The 15582-nt window shown below is 59.2% G+C and carries 14 protein-coding genes; 6 read left to right on the top strand and 8 right to left on the bottom strand.

Annotated elements, in window-relative coordinates; all coding sequences use genetic code 11:
- Position 1: 1 nt before the first annotated feature.
- The 4 genes from RBH10_RS08325 to RBH10_RS08310 form a co-directional block, all read right to left on the bottom strand.
- Positions 2 to 1075, bottom strand: a complete 1074-nt coding sequence (locus RBH10_RS08325; RefSeq protein ID WP_281037459.1) for an ABC transporter ATP-binding protein — start codon at positions 1073 to 1075, stop codon at positions 2 to 4.
- Between the two features lie 17 nt (positions 1076 to 1092).
- Entirely contained in the window at positions 1093 to 1941 is an 849-nt protein-coding gene (locus RBH10_RS08320; protein ID WP_045020668.1) for a carbohydrate ABC transporter permease, read from the bottom strand.
- Positions 1934 to 2872 carry a carbohydrate ABC transporter permease gene (locus RBH10_RS08315; protein ID WP_045020670.1) on the bottom strand — a complete coding sequence of 313 codons (939 nt, stop codon included), beginning with the start codon at positions 2870 to 2872 and terminating at the stop codon, positions 1934 to 1936. The genes RBH10_RS08320 and RBH10_RS08315 overlap by 8 nt, the downstream gene beginning before the upstream one ends.
- 72 nt (positions 2873 to 2944) lie before the next feature.
- Positions 2945 to 4246, bottom strand: coding sequence for an extracellular solute-binding protein (locus RBH10_RS08310; protein ID WP_045020672.1), 1302 nt, complete (start codon positions 4244 to 4246; stop codon positions 2945 to 2947).
- A 196-nt stretch (positions 4247 to 4442) separates the two neighbouring features.
- Between RBH10_RS08310 and RBH10_RS08305 the strand changes: the two genes are divergently transcribed.
- The 3 genes from RBH10_RS08305 to RBH10_RS08295 are packed head-to-tail and all read left to right on the top strand — an operon-like array spanning position 4443 to position 7455.
- The gene (locus tag RBH10_RS08305; protein WP_281037460.1) at positions 4443 to 5642 is read left to right on the top strand and encodes an ROK family transcriptional regulator; all 1200 of its coding nucleotides are present in this window, start codon (positions 4443 to 4445) and stop codon (positions 5640 to 5642) included.
- Positions 5643 to 5695: 53 nt separating this feature from the next.
- Positions 5696 to 6796: a Gfo/Idh/MocA family protein gene (locus RBH10_RS08300; protein WP_281037461.1), complete on the top strand. Its 1101-nt coding sequence runs from the start codon at positions 5696 to 5698 to the stop codon at positions 6794 to 6796.
- Positions 6797 to 6813: 17 nt separating this feature from the next.
- A complete protein-coding gene (locus RBH10_RS08295) occupies positions 6814 to 7455 on the top strand; it encodes a ThuA domain-containing protein (protein ID WP_003510737.1) in 642 nt (213 codons plus the stop codon).
- A 194-nt stretch (positions 7456 to 7649) separates the two neighbouring features.
- Here the strand turns inward: RBH10_RS08295 and RBH10_RS08290 are convergent, their stop codons facing one another.
- A complete protein-coding gene (locus RBH10_RS08290) occupies positions 7650 to 9008 on the bottom strand; it encodes an amidase (protein ID WP_281037462.1) in 1359 nt (452 codons plus the stop codon).
- A gap of 333 nt (positions 9009 to 9341) precedes the next feature.
- On the opposite strand from RBH10_RS08290, the gene RBH10_RS08285 reads away from it, so the two are divergent.
- The 3 genes from RBH10_RS08285 to RBH10_RS08275 all read left to right on the top strand — a co-directional run bounded on the left by RBH10_RS08285 (position 9342) and on the right by RBH10_RS08275 (position 13583).
- Positions 9342 to 11684, top strand: a complete 2343-nt coding sequence (locus RBH10_RS08285; RefSeq protein ID WP_281037463.1) for an EAL domain-containing protein — start codon at positions 9342 to 9344, stop codon at positions 11682 to 11684.
- Positions 11685 to 11714: 30 nt separating this feature from the next.
- A complete protein-coding gene (locus tag RBH10_RS08280; RefSeq protein ID WP_281037464.1) occupies positions 11715 to 12608 on the top strand; it encodes an amino acid ABC transporter substrate-binding protein in 894 nt (297 codons plus the stop codon).
- Between the two features lie 72 nt (positions 12609 to 12680).
- Positions 12681 to 13583 carry an amino acid ABC transporter substrate-binding protein gene (locus RBH10_RS08275; RefSeq protein WP_281037465.1) on the top strand — a complete coding sequence of 301 codons (903 nt, stop codon included), beginning with the start codon at positions 12681 to 12683 and terminating at the stop codon, positions 13581 to 13583.
- A 45-nt stretch (positions 13584 to 13628) separates the two neighbouring features.
- On the opposite strand, the gene minE is transcribed toward RBH10_RS08275, so the two are convergent.
- Genes minE through minC form a run of 3 tightly spaced genes read right to left on the bottom strand, consistent with a single transcriptional unit; the run spans position 13629 to position 15470 of the window.
- Positions 13629 to 13889 (bottom strand): cell division topological specificity factor MinE, encoded by a 261-nt coding sequence (minE, locus tag RBH10_RS08270; protein ID WP_035199409.1) that lies wholly within the window; start codon positions 13887 to 13889, stop codon positions 13629 to 13631.
- Entirely contained in the window at positions 13886 to 14701 is an 816-nt protein-coding gene (gene minD, locus RBH10_RS08265) for a septum site-determining protein MinD (protein ID WP_045020689.1), read from the bottom strand. The genes minE and minD overlap by 4 nt, the downstream gene beginning before the upstream one ends.
- A 37-nt stretch (positions 14702 to 14738) precedes the next feature.
- Entirely contained in the window at positions 14739 to 15470 is a 732-nt protein-coding gene (gene minC / locus RBH10_RS08260) for a septum site-determining protein MinC (RefSeq protein ID WP_281037466.1), read from the bottom strand.
- Positions 15471 to 15582 lie beyond the last annotated feature (112 nt).

Here is a 15582-nt window from a genome sequence, read left to right as displayed (position 1 = left end):
ATTAAAGCGCCAGCCCGCTTGCCCTGTCGAACACATGTACGCGCTCGTGATGCACGGTGGCGGCAAAGGGGGTGTTGACCCTGACCGGCTGCTCGCCATCCACCACCGCCGTCACCTGATCGCCCGCCAGTTCAAAGACCACATGTGTCTGCGCGCCCGTCGGCTCCACCAGCACAGTCCTGCCGGAGAGCGAAACATCGCCGCCGATGGTTGAACCGATATGTTCCGGTCTCAAGCCAATCGTTACCGGCTGGCCGCGCTTGACCTTTCTGGAGGCTGAAATGCGGATCGCGGTTCCGTCCTTCAGACGCGCGGCGGGCTGATCGCCCTCGCCATCGACCACGCCTTCGATCAGGTTCATGGCCGGCGAGCCGATAAAGGCGGCAACGAAGAGATTGGCCGGTGTCTTATAGAGTTCGAGCGGCGTGCCCTGCTGTTCGATACGTCCGTGATTGAGCACCACCACCCGGTCTGCCAGCGTCATCGCTTCAATCTGGTCGTGGGTAACGTAGATGGAAGTCGTGCCGACCTTCTGGTGCAAAGCCTTGATCTCACTGCGCATCTGCACGCGGAGCTTGGCATCGAGGTTGGAGAGCGGTTCATCGAACAGGAAGACCGCCGGGTTGCGCACCACGGCGCGTCCCATGGCAACGCGCTGGCGCTGGCCGCCGGAAAGCTGCGAGGGCTTGCGATCCAGAAGCTTGCCGAGATCGAGCATGCGGGCGGCTTCCGCCACGCGCTGTTCGATGACGTTTTTCGGCTGACCCGCAAGCTTCAGGTTGAAGCCCATGTTTTCCGCCACCGTCATATGCGGATAAAGCGCATAGGACTGGAAGACCATGGCGATGTTGCGCTCGCGCGGCGTCATGTCATTGACGACCGAGCCGCCGATGAGGATGTCGCCATCGGTGATTTCCTCCAGCCCGGCGATCATGCGCAAGAGCGTGGACTTGCCGCAGCCCGAAGGCCCGACCAGCGCGATGAATTCGCCATCGGTTATATCAAGCGAGATGCCGTGAATGACATCAAGCGCGGCGTAGGACTTGCGGATATCCCTAAGTTCGACGGAAGCCATATTTTGCTCCTTTCAAGTCACGATTTGACGGCACCGGCCGTCAGGCCCGCGATGATGTGTTTTTGTGCGAGGAAGAAAACGATGACGGTCGGCAGGATCGTCAGCGTGATGAAGGCGAGCACGAGCTGCCATTCCGTGCCGAATTCACCGCGATAGACCATGATGCCGAGCGGCCAGGGATATTTCGATTCCGAGTTCAGCATGATGAGCGGCAGGATGTAGCTGTTCCAGCTGCCGACGAAGGACACGATGCCAACCGTGGCGACGATGGGTCGCGAAAGCGGCATGGAAATGTGCCAGAAGAAGCGCAGATAACCGCATCCATCCACGAAGGCGGCCTGAAACAGTTCCTCCGGCAGATTGCGGAAATAATTGCGGAACAGAAGAATGCTCATGCCGAGCCCGAAAGCCACCTGCGGCAGCACCACGCCCCAATAGGTATCCAGCAGGCCGAGATCGCGGATGCGGATGAACAACGGCAGGATGGCGGTGGCAGCCGGAAACATCAGCCCGAGCAGGAAATAATTGAGCAGGAAGGACGAGCCGAAGAACTTCACATGCGCGAAGGTGAAGGCGGCCATGGCCGAGACGGTGAGCGTCAGGAACACCGTCAACAGCGCGATGACAAGCGAATTGAAGATCTGCAGCCAGTAGCGCTTGCCGAAGAGAATATCGCCGTAATTGGCCCATTGCCATTCGGCCGGCACGCCGAACGGGTTGACGCGCAGGTCCCCCAGCGTCTTGAAGCCGCCGAGCGCCGTGGTGAGCAGCGGGATGAGCACGATGGCCGCGATGATACTGAGCGAAACGTAAAGATACAGCTTCGTTTGCAGGGGCATGCGGACGGAAGTGGACGTATCAGTCATGGCGCATGAAAATCCTTTTGTAACCGAAGGCGAGCGTCACGCAGATGATGAAGAGAACGACGCCGACTGCACTGCCAAGCCCCACCTGCATGCGCATGACGCCGTAGGTGTAGAGGAAGGTGACCATGGTTTGCGTGGAGTTGGACGGGCCACCGCCGGTGAGCGGCATGATCATGTCGAAAAGCTGCAGCGAGCCGATCACCGCAAAGAAGACGGACAGGCGCACGGTGGAGCCGAGCATCGGCAAGGTGACGTATCGGAATTTCTGCCAGCCGGAGGCACCGTCGATTTCCGCCGCTTCCAACACGTTCTTGTCGACGGATTGAAGACCGGCGATGAACAGCATCATATGGAAACCGAAATATTTCCAGACGATGACACCGAGCACGGCGTAGATCGCCACATCCTTGTCGGCAAGAACGTAAGGATTGGCGAAACCGAAGAAATTGGAGATGGCGGCGAACAGGCCATAATCGCCATCATAAACGAAACGCCAGATCAGGCCGGCCGCGACATCCGCCAGAACATAGGGCAGGAAAAAGACCAGCCGGAAGGCGACGACGCCCGGAATTCGGTGGGCCAGCATCATGGCGAGCCAGATCGCCAGCGGAATTTGGATCAATACGGAAATCAGAATGATGATGCCGTTATTCATCAATGCCTGCGAAAAGGCGGCATTGCCGAACAGGATCTGAAAATTCTTCAGGCCGACAAAATCCGTCGGCGTGCCGTAACCGTTCCAGCGGTAAAGGCTGTACCATGCCGCCTCGCCCATGGGCAGGATGACGAACAGGGTGAAAAGCAAAAGTGCGGGCGGCAGAAACACCAGAAGTGTCAGCGCCCGGTCATGCGCGACCGAGCTTTGCTTGCGCTTCGTCTTAGATGCGCCGCGCGCCGGTATGGACGCAGAAGTCATGGAAATATCCGTCATCTCTATCCGCTTTCATTCAGGCAGATACTGCGGCGCCGCGTCTTTCGCGCGGCGCCGTCATGGAACCGAAACTCAGCGAAGCTCGAAAGCGTCCTGAATTTGCTTGGCGCCCTCTTCCGCGCTCATCTGGCCGGAAACGATCTCGACGGAGACATCGTTGACGACGCGGCCAACGGCGGCGCCCAAAGTCTGGTCGAAGAAGTTCTGGTGCCAGGTGGAGGCGGCAAGCTGCTTGGCCGAATCCGCCAGCAGCGGGTTCTTGACGGCACCGGCAGCACCGGTCGCAACCGGCAGGATCATGCCGGCAGCGGCCAACTTCTCTTCGCTTTCCTTGCTGGTCAGGAAGGCTGCGAAATCGATCGCTTCCTTGGAGGCATTTTTCGTCAACGCCCAGCCGTTCAATCCGCCCAGCGTATCGGTAGCCTTGCCGGCACCGCCTTCAACGACCGGAAACGCAAAGCGGCCAATGTTTTCAGGCGCCAGCCCCTTGCCGTCACCAGCATTCTTGCGCTGGTTCGCTTCGGTATTGTCGAAGCCAAGGATCATCGCCGACTTGCCGTCACCGAAGACGCCAAGCGCCTGCGGCCAGGTGGAGCCGAGATAACCGGGCTGGAAGGGTTCAAGCTTGCCGAATTCGGCCAGCTGTTCGCCCGCCTTGATGATGGAAGGATCCATGAAACCTTCGCCCTCGCCCTTGCGGGCTGCATCGAACACGGCTTGGCCGCCGTTGCGCATGACGAGATAGCTCCAGTAGAAATGGATCGGCCATTTTTCACCGCCGCCACCGGCGATCGGAACGATGCCAGCTTCCTTGATTTTCTTGACCGTGGCGCCGAGATCGTCCCAGGTCTTGATGTCTTCGGCCTTCACGCCGGCCTTGGCAAAAAGCTCTTTGTTATAGAAGAAGCTGACGAGGCTGACGCGGTAAGGCACGGCCCAGACCTTGCCGTCAAACGACAGACCATCGATTGCGGCCGCACTATAGGCTTGGCGCAGCTTGCCGCCATCGGCGTCGAAAACTTCCGTCAGGTCCTTCAGCGCACCGGTTTTGGACTGTTCTTCAAGAACACCGCCACCCCAGCTATAAAAGAAATCGGGAACGTCGTTGGATTGCAGCAGGGTAGGCAATTTTGCCTTGAACGCCTCGTTTTCGAGAAACTGCAGTTGAATATCGACACCCGGATGTTTGGTCTCGTATTCCTTGGCAATCTCCTCCCAGACAGCCACGGATTTCGGGTCCAACTCCACATGCATCCATTTAACGACCGTTGCGGCCGAGGCGCTTGCGGCGCCGAGCATGAGAGCAATGCTTGTCGTCGTGGCAAAGCTAATCAGCCTGCCGCTCAGGCTTGCGCCTGCGTGCCTAATCGTCATGATCGTGATCCTCCCTCGGGGATTTCCTCATTTATTCCCCAATGCGGATTAATTCACATTAGGCCTCGCTCAATGTCAAGGCAGGTTGCCGATTTTTTGCGCGAACGGCTTGACACACCCCTCCCCTACACCGTTATTTAATCCGCAATCCGACATAAATCAGCTTTAGAACCAGCATCGATCGCAGCAGGACACCATGAAGACCGCAGACCCAGAACTGATGCGCGCGATCAACAGGCTAAGCGTGCTGGACAGCATCCGCCGCCATGGACCGATCTCCCGGGTGGAAATCAGCGAAAGAACGCAGCTTTCCACCACTACCGTCTCGGCGATCACCGCATCGCTGCTTGATGACGGGCTGATTTTGACCCGTCACCTCGGAGATATCCGCACCGAGGGCGCACGCGGCAGGCCACGGGTGATGCTGGAACTGAACCCGGATGCGGCCCGCGTGGTGGGCGCTAAGATCGCGGCAAGCCGCATGGTTTTCGTCGTCACAGATTTCTGCGGCAACGTGCTGTCCACCCTCGCCCTGCCGATCCGCGTCGACCGCCAGCCGATAGGCGTCATTGCCGATCTAGTGGAGGATGGGGTGCGGCGATGCGTTGTCGATGCCGGGCTTTCGCTTGAGGATGTGGACATGGTCTGTCTCGGCCTGCCGGGTGTCATCGAACACCGCACCGGCAGGATCCGTAGCAGCCCTATTCTGCGCGAAGTGAACGTCGATTTCGCCGAGGAAATGACGGCGCGGCTGAATTCTCCGACCATCATCGAAAGCGACGCCCACGCCATTACGCTTGCCCATCACTGGTTCGGCCATGCGCGCGATCTGGAAGACATGGTGCTGATCTCGCTCGAGCAGACACTCGGGCTTGGCGTGCTGCACCAGAATCAGCTGTTTCGCGGCGCCGGCGGCCTCAGCCACAATCTCGGCGACCTTGTCATCGGCCTTGCCAGCGAGGGCACTGTGCGACTGGCGAGCCAGGCGGGTGAAAATGCCATTCTCGGCTCTCGCCCGGTAGACGGGCGTTTTGCCGAGGCGATCCGGCTCGGTCGCGGCATGCAGCATGCCCATGCGCTGATTGCGGCGGAAGATAGCGACCTGATCACGGCGGCCTTGCGCGCCGGGGCGGCACTTGGCCTGACGCTTGCCAATATCGTCACCTTGTTTGCGCCGCCACGGGTCATCATCACCGGCTCCAGCCTCGAACTCGGCGAGCCTTTCATCACCAGCATTCGCAACAGCTACAACGCCGCGGTGCCGCCATCGCTGGCCGGCGTCGCCGAGCTGGTTTTCGACGTTGCGAGCGACGAATTATGGGCGCAGGGAGCTGCGGCCGTCGCACTTTACGAGCTTTACGAATCGCCATGGAACACAACCGGGCCAGCGCTCTAGCCGACAGGATATAGAGCGGGCTTCGGCATTTCTGATTTACGGGAGGAAATCACATGAACAAGGTCGGTATCGGCATCATCGGCTGCGGCAACATCTCCAGCGCCTATCTCAAGGCCATGGCGTCGTTTCCCATTCTCGACATTCGCGGACTGGCGGATATGAACGAGGAGGCCGCGAAGGCACGGGCGGACGAATTTGGCCTTCAGGCAAAAAGTATCGACGCATTGCTGTCCGATCCTTCCGTGGAAATCATCGTCAACCTGACGATCCCCAAGGCACATGTGGAAGTGGGGCTGCGGGCGCTGGACGCCGGCAAACACGCCTATTCGGAAAAACCGCTCGGCATCAATTTCGCGGAAGGCAAACGCCTTGCGGATGCGGCAAAAGCCAAGGGCCTGCGCATCGGTTCGGCCCCGGACACCTTCCTCGGTGGCGGGCACCAGACCGCACGCCGCTTGATCGACGAGGGCGTGCTGGGCCAGCCCGTCGGCGGAACGGCGACCTTCATGTGCCCCGGCCATGAGCGCTGGCATCCCAACCCGGCCTTCTATTACGAGGTCGGCGGTGGTCCGATGCTGGATATGGGTCCCTATTACATCACCGATCTCGTCAACCTGTTCGGCCCGGTCGCCAAGGTGGCGGGCTTTGCCTTTGCACCGCGCAACGAACGCCTCATCACCAGCGAGCCGAAGAACGGCGAAAAAATCCCCGTCCATGTCGCGACCCATGTTTCCGGCGTACTGGCATTCAAGAACGGCGCGGTGGTGCAGGTGGGCATGAGCTTCGATGTGGCGGGACACAAACATGTGCCGCTGGAAATCTACGGCACCGAAGGCACACTGATCGTGCCCGATCCCAATTATTTCGGCGGCGAGGTGCAATTGCTGAAAAAGGGTGGCCAATTCGAGCCGCAGGCACTCTCTTCGCCCTATGCTGACGGCAATTACCGTTCCATCGGCGTCGCCGACATGGCCTATGCCATCCGCGAAAACCGCCCGCACCGCGCCAATGGCGACCTTGCCCTGCATGTGCTGGAAGTGATGGAAGCCTTCCAGACGGCATCGGACAGCGGCACGACCGTTTCCATCACCACCGAGGTGGAGCGCCCTGCTCCCCTTGAAACTTCGCTGGTCGACGGCCAGCTCGGCAAATAATCCCGAGGAGGAAATAAATGCGCGAAGCACTCATCGTTTGGGGCGGCTGGAGCGGCCACGAGCCGCAGGAATGCGCCACCATCGTCAAGGACATTCTGGAAGAGGACGGTTTCAAGGTCTATGTCGAGCACAGCACGGAGGCTTTCGCCGATCCTTCCGTGCATGATCTGAGCCTTGTCGTGCCGATCGTCACCATGTCGAAGATCGAGAAAGAAGAGATCAAGAACCTGACGGCCGCCGTGGAAAACGGTGTCGGCATTGCCGGTTTTCACGGTGGAGCGGGCGACAGCTTCCGTGACTGCGTCGAATACCAGTTCATGATCGGCGGCCAATGGGTCGCCCATCCCGGCAATATCATCGATTACCACGTCAACATCACCCGCCCCGACGACCCGTTGATGGAGGGAATTTCCGATTTCCCCTACACATCGGAACAATATTACATGCATGTCGACCCTTCCAACGAAGTGCTGGCGACGACGAAATTCACTGGCGACCATGCCTGGTGGATCGACGGCGTGGTGATGCCGGTGGTGTGGAAACGCAAATACGGCAAGGGCCGCGTCTTCTATTCGGCACTCGGCCATCAGGCCAAAGAGTTTTCCGTGCCGCAGATGAAGACCATGTTCCGCCGCGGCGCCAACTGGGCGGCGCGCTGAGGCCTATCGGGAGCGGCTGCCCGCGACAGTAGGATTTCGGCCCCGTCCTGTACCCACGCGACGACGTCATCCTCGGCCTTGTGCCGAGGATCTAACCACGCATCAAAAATCAATCGACAGCAGATCCTCGGGACAGGCCCGAGGATGACGGAGGATGGGTTTTTACGTTACCGACGACCCGAGGGGATGATCGCTCAACCCCGCACGATCTCTTCCGCAGCCATCGCCACGCCCAGAACGTGGTCGTCCGTGCCGTGCAGGCCGGAAAGCAGCAGGCCAACCGGCATTCCCGCCTCACCCGTTCCACAAGGGATGGAAACGCCGCAGAGATCGAAAAAATTGCCGATCTGGGTGTTGCGCAGGGTTTTCGCATTCATGGCGAAGAACGCCTCGTCATTCTCGACAAGCGGCGCGACTTTGGCCGCGACATGCGGCAATGTCGGCGACACGAGCAGCTCGTTCTTGCCGATCATGCCGGAAAAAGCTGCCGTCATGCGTTCGCGCGCCTCGATAATGGCGATGTAATCCGGCATGGAGATATTCGCGCCGAGCTTCGCTCGCGCAACCACACGCGGGTCCATGCGTGCGGCATCCGCACCTTCCAGCCGCGCTTTGTGCAGGGCAAAGGCTTCCGCCGTCACCAACGCACCCTTTTCCTTGATAAGATCGAACAGTTGCGAAAAGACCGGAAATGCCTGCCGCCGCACCGAAGCGCCGGCGCGAACAAGCCGTTCCACCGCCTGCTCGAAAGCTGCTGCGACACCCTCCTCGATACCATCGAAAAACACCGTTTCCGGCACGACGAGCGACAGGCCGGACAAAGGCGCCCGCGCCAGATCCGCGACCGCCTTGCCGCGCATGGCCGCATCCACCCACACGGCGTCCTGCACGGTGCGGGTGAGCGGCCCGAGCGAATCGAGACTTTTCGCCAGCGGATAAACGCCGCGCATCGAATAACGGCCACGGCTTGCCTTGTAACCCACCACACCATTAAAGGCGGCGGGAATGCGCACCGATCCGCCAGTATCCGTACCAATCGCCACCGGCACCAGACCGGCCGCCACGGCCACGCCCGCACCCGATGAAGAGCCTCCCGGCAGGCGGTGGCCATTCGTGGAGGCGGGGTTGCGCGGCGTACCATAATGCGAGTTGATGCCGAGCCCCGAAAAGGCGAACTCACTCATATTGGTGCGGCCGACGCAGACCATTCCGGCCTGCTTCAGCGCGCTTACCACATCCGCATCGCGGGAAGCAGGAGCATCGTTCGAAAGTACCGTCGAACCGGCGGTGGTCGCCATGCCCTCGAGATCGAAAAGGTCTTTCCAGGCCACCGGAATACCATCGAGCACGCCACAGGAGCGGCCCTCGCGAATACGTTTTGCGGCACTTTCCGCGTCCGTCATGGCCCGCGCCGCCGTCAGACCGACAAAAATTGCCTGATCGTCGTCCTTACCGATTGCATCGAGCGTCTCTTCCGCCAGCGCGCGCGGATCGAGATGGCCGCTCTGGATGAGAATGGAAAGCTGCGCGATGTTTTTGCCCTTGTGAGCCATGATATGTTCCTTGAAACCGGCACGTTGCGCACAAGATGCCGTTTATCGGCCGCTTGGCAAGGCCAATCACCACACCCTTTGCAACCAGAAAGCCCGCTTGAGGAAAGCGCAAAAGACGCCATACTGCATCGGTGTCCCGCCGCAAGCGTTTTGATTTTTCAACCTCAGGTATACGTGCGTTACACTGTATATAAGCGGCGACTATAAAAAGACGGATTAATTCTTAATCGCATCTAAACTTTGTTGAATTATTTAGCAGACACCATTGAAATACATGCCCTATAAAAATTCCATAAAACAATCATAACGCGACATCGCGGGGGAATATCGCGAATGGAAGAGACTGCCTATCGGGGGATAGATAGACAGACTGAACCCGGCCATACGCCTCACTCGGCGACGGAGCCGACAACCAGCCGCTTTTCGCGGCGGCGTTCGCTCGCCAGCAAGATAACCCTGATATTTCTGGGCGGCGTCATCTTTTCCTACAGCATCGGCGCACTCGTAGGCTGGTACATGTTCGTTGCCGCCGCCAGCGAGCAATGGCTCAATCAGGCCCGCGTCAATTCGCAGATCGCCAGCGCCACCCTGCGCAGCATCTACACCTATGTCAGCGTCACCGCCGACACCGACGGACAGGTCAACGGCATATTGACCGACAAGCCGATCGGTGACGACGCATCCATTCTCGTCACCGGCTTCAACCCCAGCGACGTTCTTGCGCTCATCGGCGCGCAGACCAAGAATGCCGTCTGGCTTTTCCGTTACGACGAGGCCGATTCGGGCTTTCGACAGATCGCAGCGGCCTTCGACAACGCCACCGACGATGACGAAAAACCACTTGCCACCGATCCCATTTTCTCCCGAGATGCCGTTGCCGCGCGCTTCGCCACCGGTTTTGCTACAATTGGCGATTCCAGCCACTATATCGGCCTGCTGCCGATCATCAGTACGGAAACGAAAAAGCCGATCGGCGCAGTCGCCGTCAGCATCGGCGGTTCGGACGAGCTTTATGGCGCGCAACGCAAACTGATCTACAATTCGCTTGTCGCCCTGATCGTGGTTCTGACCGTGACCGGCGTTCTCGTGACGCTGATCGCCAGACACTTTCTGAAACCGGTTCCGGCTCTGGTGCAGGCAACACTCAGGATCGCCCGTGAGGAAACCGATGTCGTCACGCCGTTTCAGGAGCGACGGGACGAGATAGGCGACATGGCCACCGCCATCGAGACGCTGCGGGAGGCGGTTCTGGAACGCGGACGCCTCCGGCAGATACGCGACATGGCGCAGCAGCTGGAACATATGGCCCATCATGATGCGCTGACAGGGTTGCCCAACCGCGTGTTGCTGATGAAGACGCTGGAGAACCGTCTCGAACATCTTTCTACCTCTAGCCAGCCGTTCAACGTCATGTTGCTCGATCTCGACCGCTTCAAGGCCGTCAATGATACGCTGGGGCACGCGGCGGGCGACGCCCTGCTGGTGGCCGTAGCCTCGCGGATTTCCTCCGTGCTCGGTGAAAACGATATGGTAAGCCGGCTCGGCGGCGACGAATTCGCGATCATACAATCGGTGACCGGTAACTGTCGGGAGGATGCGGGCGCACTGGCAAAGCGGGTGGTGCATGCGGTCTCGCGCAGCTTCAGCCTTGAAGGCAGCCATATCAGCGTCGACACCAGCATCGGCATCGCCTGCGCGCCCGATCACGGCACCTCCGCCACCCAGCTTCTGCAACATGCGGACCTCGGCCTCTACCGGGCGAAATCCATGGGATGCGGCTTTTTCGTTTTTTACGAGCCCGGCATGGACATGGCGGCGCAGCACAAGCATGCGCTCGAAATAGACATGAAATCCGCCCTCGAAAACCACGAGTTCGAACTGTATTACCAGCCCGTGGTCAACCTGGAGAGCGGCCGTATCGTCGCTTACGAGGCCCTTGCCCGCTGGCGGCACAGCAAGCTTGGCATCATCACGCCGGACCGGTTCATCACGCTTGCCGAAGAAAACAATTTCATCAAGCCGTTGGGCGAATGGGTTCTGGCGCAGGCCTGCATGGACGCCATGACCTGGCCTCGGGATATCCGGCTTGCCGTCAATCTTTCCGCCGTGCAGCTTTGCAATGACGACATCGTACCGATCGTCGACAGAGCGCTTGAGACATCCGGCTTTCCGGCCGAGCGTCTGGAACTGGAAGTGACGGAAACGGCGATGCTGGAACGCGACAGCAGCGCCAGGGCCTTAAAGCTGCTGAAGGAAATGGGCGTTCGCCTCGTGCTCGACGATTTCGGCACCGGTTATGCCGGGTTGAGTACGCTGACGCATGTTGCCTTCGACAAGATCAAGATCGACCGCGAATTCGTGTCCGGCCTGCCGGAAAACCCCATGTGCTCGGCCATCGTCAACACCATCATCGACATGGCCGAACAGATCGGCCTGAAAGTCACCGCCGAGGGTGTGGAAGACAAGGAACAGGTCGAGGCGCTCAAGCTTTCCGGATGCGACGAGGCGCAGGGCTATTATTTTGCCGAGCCCGCGCCGCTTGCCCGGATACTCAAGAACCGTGCCGTCATCGCTCAAACCGGAAACGACGAATATTGCGACGGAGACGATCAGTCGCCTCGCGATGTGGGACGGCCGATGCAGGACACCTATTGCCCGCCACAAAAAGCGATTTGAGAACCCGGCCGTCAGCCAAAAGGACATAAAATGCGCATTTCAGTATTTTGCCTTTTCCTCACATGCTTTGCCCCCATCACTCCGGTGCACGCCGCCGGCGAAGGCGACACGCTTCGGCAGATTGCCAAGACCGCGAAAATCCGCATCGGTTATCGTGAGGCCGAACCGCCATTTTCGTACCTACTGCCGGACGGAGAAGTCACCGGCTTCTCGACCGATCTCTGTCGTGCGATCAGCGAGGATATCCGCACGCAGTTGAAGCTCGACAGGCTCGACATCGAATATGTGAAAGCCACGCCCGCGACACGCTTCATTCTCGTGCGCAGCGGCAAGATCGATATCGAATGCGCGGCGACGACCAACAATAGCGAACGTCGGAAAATGGTGGATTTCTCCTATCCGAATTTCATGACCGCGACGCAGTTCCTCTCCCGCAAGCAGGACAATCTGAAGAGCCTTGCGGATCTCGCCGGGCGCTCCGTCACATCCGCCTCCGGCACGGTCAACATCGAGCAGCTGAACGCGGTGAACCGCGAAAAGAACCTCAACATCTCGGTCATGCCGACGAAAACCAACGAAGAAGCCTTCGAACTCGTCGTTGCCGGCAAGGCGTCCGCCTTCGTCATGGATGGCATATTGCTGGCGGCACTGGCGGCGACATCAGACAATCCCGGCCTTTATGCGCTTTCCGACGAAACGTTGAGCGCGCCCGAACCCTACGGTCTGGTTTTCCGGCGCAACGACCCGGCCTTCAAGGCAGCGGTCAACGAAAGTCTGCGGCAGATTTTCACCGGTCCCGCCATTCACGGCCTTTACGAAAAATGGTTCACCAAACCCATTCCGCCTAATGGCATGAACCTGAACCTGCCGATGACAGCCTCCCTGAAACAAGCCTACGACCATCCGAACGAATACCGGGACTGAGGGCGTGAAGCCCAACCCCACCTCAATTTTTATGAAAACGTTTTGACAGATAATTTTGGCTGGAGATGCGCGATGCAGAGATCGACATTGTGGCTTATGCTTGGGGTCTTAAGTCTTCTACCCACCATTGCGGCCGCCGACGATACCCAACCGCCTACACTTGAAACCATTGCCAGAACCGGCACCATCCGGCTGGGTTTTGCCGACCGTAATCTTCCCTTTTCCTATATGGGAATAGGCCCGGAGCCGATCGGCTACAGCATCGAGCTGTGCCTGAAGGTTGCGGATTCCATCAAGAAAAAGCTGGGCCTGCCGGAATTGAAGGTGGATTTCGTCAAACGCACTCCCAGCAACCGCATCACGCTTCTCAATGACGGCACAATCGACATGGAGTGCGTGGCAAGCACGAATACGGAGGAAAGACGCAAGGCCGTATGGTTTTCCTACAGCCACTTCATCACCGGCACCCGTTATGTCGCACTGAAATCGAGCAGCATGCACAGTGTCGGCGATCTTGCCGGGCGCACCGTGGTGGTAACGACAGGAACGATCAATATCAGCCAGTTGAATGTGCTCAACCGCAAATTGGGGCTGAACATCGCCGTTCTGCAAAATGACAGCACCGAGGGCAGTTTCGACATGGTGACGGAAAATCGCGCCTCGGCCTTCGTCATGGACGATATTCTTCTGAGGTCCTTCGTCGCCGAAACCGGCAAGCCCGAAGACTATACCATCTCGAACGAATATCTCGCTCCGCCGCAACCCTATGGCCTGATGCTCCGGCGGGGCGATACCGCTTTCAAGAACGCCGTCAACGAAGCGCTGGGGCAAATCTATGCGAGCGGTGAAATCGAAACGATCTACGACAAGTGGTTCAACGCGCCGATCCCGCCGAACGGGATAAACCTCAAGCGCCCGCTTCCCGACGATCTTGCCGACGCGTTTCGAAAGCCCGTCGATACGACGGCCGAGTAAAGAAAAACGCCGCCCGGCAAGGGGCGGCGGGTTTCGCAGAAAACATCACGCGGCGCGCAGGTCGGCGCTCAAGGGTATCTCGACATCGATCTCCAATATGGAGACATGCTCGTCGCGGTCCATCTTCACATGCACCCGGTCGTTGTCGATCTGCACGTGTCTGGCGATGACGGCGAGAATTTCTTCCCGCAGGACGGCGACGAGATCGGTTCCCGACGACGCCCTTTCGTGGGCGAGCAGCACTTGCAAACGCTCACGCGCAAGCGGTGCCGACTTCTGTTTACGGAACAGGCCGAAAATGCTCATGCAGCCCTCCTTGCAAAGATCTTGGAGAAGATACCCCGCTTCTCGCCCGGAATGACCACCGGAATGTCTTCGCCGGACAGGCGGCGGGCAGCGTCGAAATAGGCCATGGCCGGTGCGCAACGGGCATCCGCAAGCGTAACCGGTGCGCCGACGTTGGAGGCGCGCAGCACATCCGAGCTTTCGGGAATGATGCCGAGCAACGGAATGGAGAGGATTTCCAGAACGTCGTCGACCTTCAGCATGTCGCCACGTTCGGCGCGAGCGGAATCGTAACGCGTCAGAAGCAGGTGCTTCTCCATGCGCTCGCCGCGTTCGGCCTTCAGCGTCTTGGAATCGAGCAGGCCGATGATGCGATCCGAATCGCGCACCGAGGAGACTTCCGGATTGGTGACGACGACGGCCACATCCGCATGGCGCATGGCCAACGTCGCGCCGCGTTCGATACCGGCCGGGCTATCGCAGATCACCCAGTCGAAATGTTTCTTCAATTCGGCAATGACCCACTCGACGCCTTCCGGCGTCAGATTGTCCTTGTCGCGCGTCTGCGATGCGGGCAGCAGGAACAGCGTCTCGAGGCGTTTGTCGCGGATCAGCGCCTGCGTCAGCTTGGCGTCGCCCTGAATTACGTTGACGAGATCGTAAACAACCCGGCGTTCAGCACCCATGACGAGATCGAGGTTGCGCAGGCCGACATCGAAATCGACGACCACGACCTTCTGCTTGTTCTGCGCCAGTGCGGCGCCAAGCGCTGCGGTCGAGGTGGTCTTACCAACCCCGCCCTTGCCGGAAGTAACAACGACTACCTTCCCCATACGGCTCTCCTGTTCCTGTGTTGTTTTCTCTGTGTCGTCAGCCAAGTTTTTCGGCCCTTATCGTATCGTTTTCCAGCCACAGCTGAACGGGCTGGCCGCGCAGCTTGTCGTCAATGTCCTCGGCGACCTTGTAGACGCCGTCGATAGCAAGCAGCTCCGCCTCCAGCTTGCGGCAGAAGATGCGCGCCGAAACATTGCCGAGCGAACCGGCCATGGCACGACCGCGCAATGCGCCATAAATATGTATCGAGCCACCAGCGATGATTTCCGCACCCGAGGCGACCGAGCCGATGACGGTCACGTCGCCTTCGGGAAACATGATCGACTGGCCGGAACGCACCGGCTCGTTGATAACCAGCGACTGCACGACAGCCCGAACCTCGCCCGCAGCACGTGGCTTCTCTTCCGGCAACTCGGCGGAAGCGACAGCAACCGGCTCCACCTCGACATCGGAAGCGGGTTTTCCGCCCTTAAGCGACGGCGGCATGCCCGGCTCGATCATCGAGGGGCGAACACCCTCGATGCCCATGATACCGACATTACGTTCCGTCAGCGCCGCCAGCAGAGCCTTCAGCCCCGCCTTGTCGAGCGACAGTTCGGACGCATCCAGAACTACCGGACGCGACAGAAAGAACCCGGCCGAACGCGCAGCGAGATCATCCAGCCGTTCCAGCCATTGATCGAGCGGAGCTTCAGGGGACAGAACGACCGCGAGGAAGGAGCGGCCTTTGATACGGATCGAACGCTGGTCTGTTAGCACTTTGGTCATCTTGGTAAACAAATCGTTGACAATTAGGTACCTCGAATATGGTTAACAAATGGTTAACGACGCCCTTAAAACGACGGTTTCGTTAAGAGAATTCCGCTACGAAAAATTTCAT

The organism is Rhizobium sp. AN73, from assembly GCF_030757975.1.
Classification (GTDB): Bacteria; Pseudomonadota; Alphaproteobacteria; order Rhizobiales; family Rhizobiaceae; genus Agrobacterium; species Agrobacterium arsenijevicii.
Note: the sequence above shows the minus strand (reverse complement) of the source record. Positions and strands in the feature narration are given on the sequence as shown.

Bases quoted from the DNA above. Each gene is read 5' to 3' on its own strand.
- RBH10_RS08325 (WP_281037459.1), bottom strand. From the start codon at position 1,075: ATGGCTTCCGTCGAACTTAGGGATATCCGCAAGTCCTACGCCGCGCTT.
- RBH10_RS08320 (WP_045020668.1), bottom strand. From the start codon at position 1,941: ATGACTGATACGTCCACTTCCGTCCGCATGCCCCTGCAAACGAAGCTG.
- RBH10_RS08315 (WP_045020670.1), bottom strand. From the start codon at position 2,872: ATGACGGATATTTCCATGACTTCTGCGTCCATACCGGCGCGCGGCGCA.
- RBH10_RS08310 (WP_045020672.1), bottom strand. From the start codon at position 4,246: ATGACGATTAGGCACGCAGGCGCAAGCCTGAGCGGCAGGCTGATTAGC.
- RBH10_RS08305 (WP_281037460.1), top strand. From the start codon at position 4,443: ATGAAGACCGCAGACCCAGAACTGATGCGCGCGATCAACAGGCTAAGC.
- RBH10_RS08300 (WP_281037461.1), top strand. From the start codon at position 5,696: ATGAACAAGGTCGGTATCGGCATCATCGGCTGCGGCAACATCTCCAGC.
- RBH10_RS08295 (WP_003510737.1), top strand. From the start codon at position 6,814: ATGCGCGAAGCACTCATCGTTTGGGGCGGCTGGAGCGGCCACGAGCCG.
- RBH10_RS08290 (WP_281037462.1), bottom strand. From the start codon at position 9,008: ATGGCTCACAAGGGCAAAAACATCGCGCAGCTTTCCATTCTCATCCAG.
- RBH10_RS08285 (WP_281037463.1), top strand. From the start codon at position 9,342: ATGGAAGAGACTGCCTATCGGGGGATAGATAGACAGACTGAACCCGGC.
- RBH10_RS08280 (WP_281037464.1), top strand. From the start codon at position 11,715: ATGCGCATTTCAGTATTTTGCCTTTTCCTCACATGCTTTGCCCCCATC.
- RBH10_RS08275 (WP_281037465.1), top strand. From the start codon at position 12,681: ATGCAGAGATCGACATTGTGGCTTATGCTTGGGGTCTTAAGTCTTCTA.
- minE (WP_035199409.1), bottom strand. From the start codon at position 13,889: ATGAGCATTTTCGGCCTGTTCCGTAAACAGAAGTCGGCACCGCTTGCG.
- minD (WP_045020689.1), bottom strand. From the start codon at position 14,701: ATGGGGAAGGTAGTCGTTGTTACTTCCGGCAAGGGCGGGGTTGGTAAG.
- minC (WP_281037466.1), bottom strand. From the start codon at position 15,470: ATGACCAAAGTGCTAACAGACCAGCGTTCGATCCGTATCAAAGGCCGC.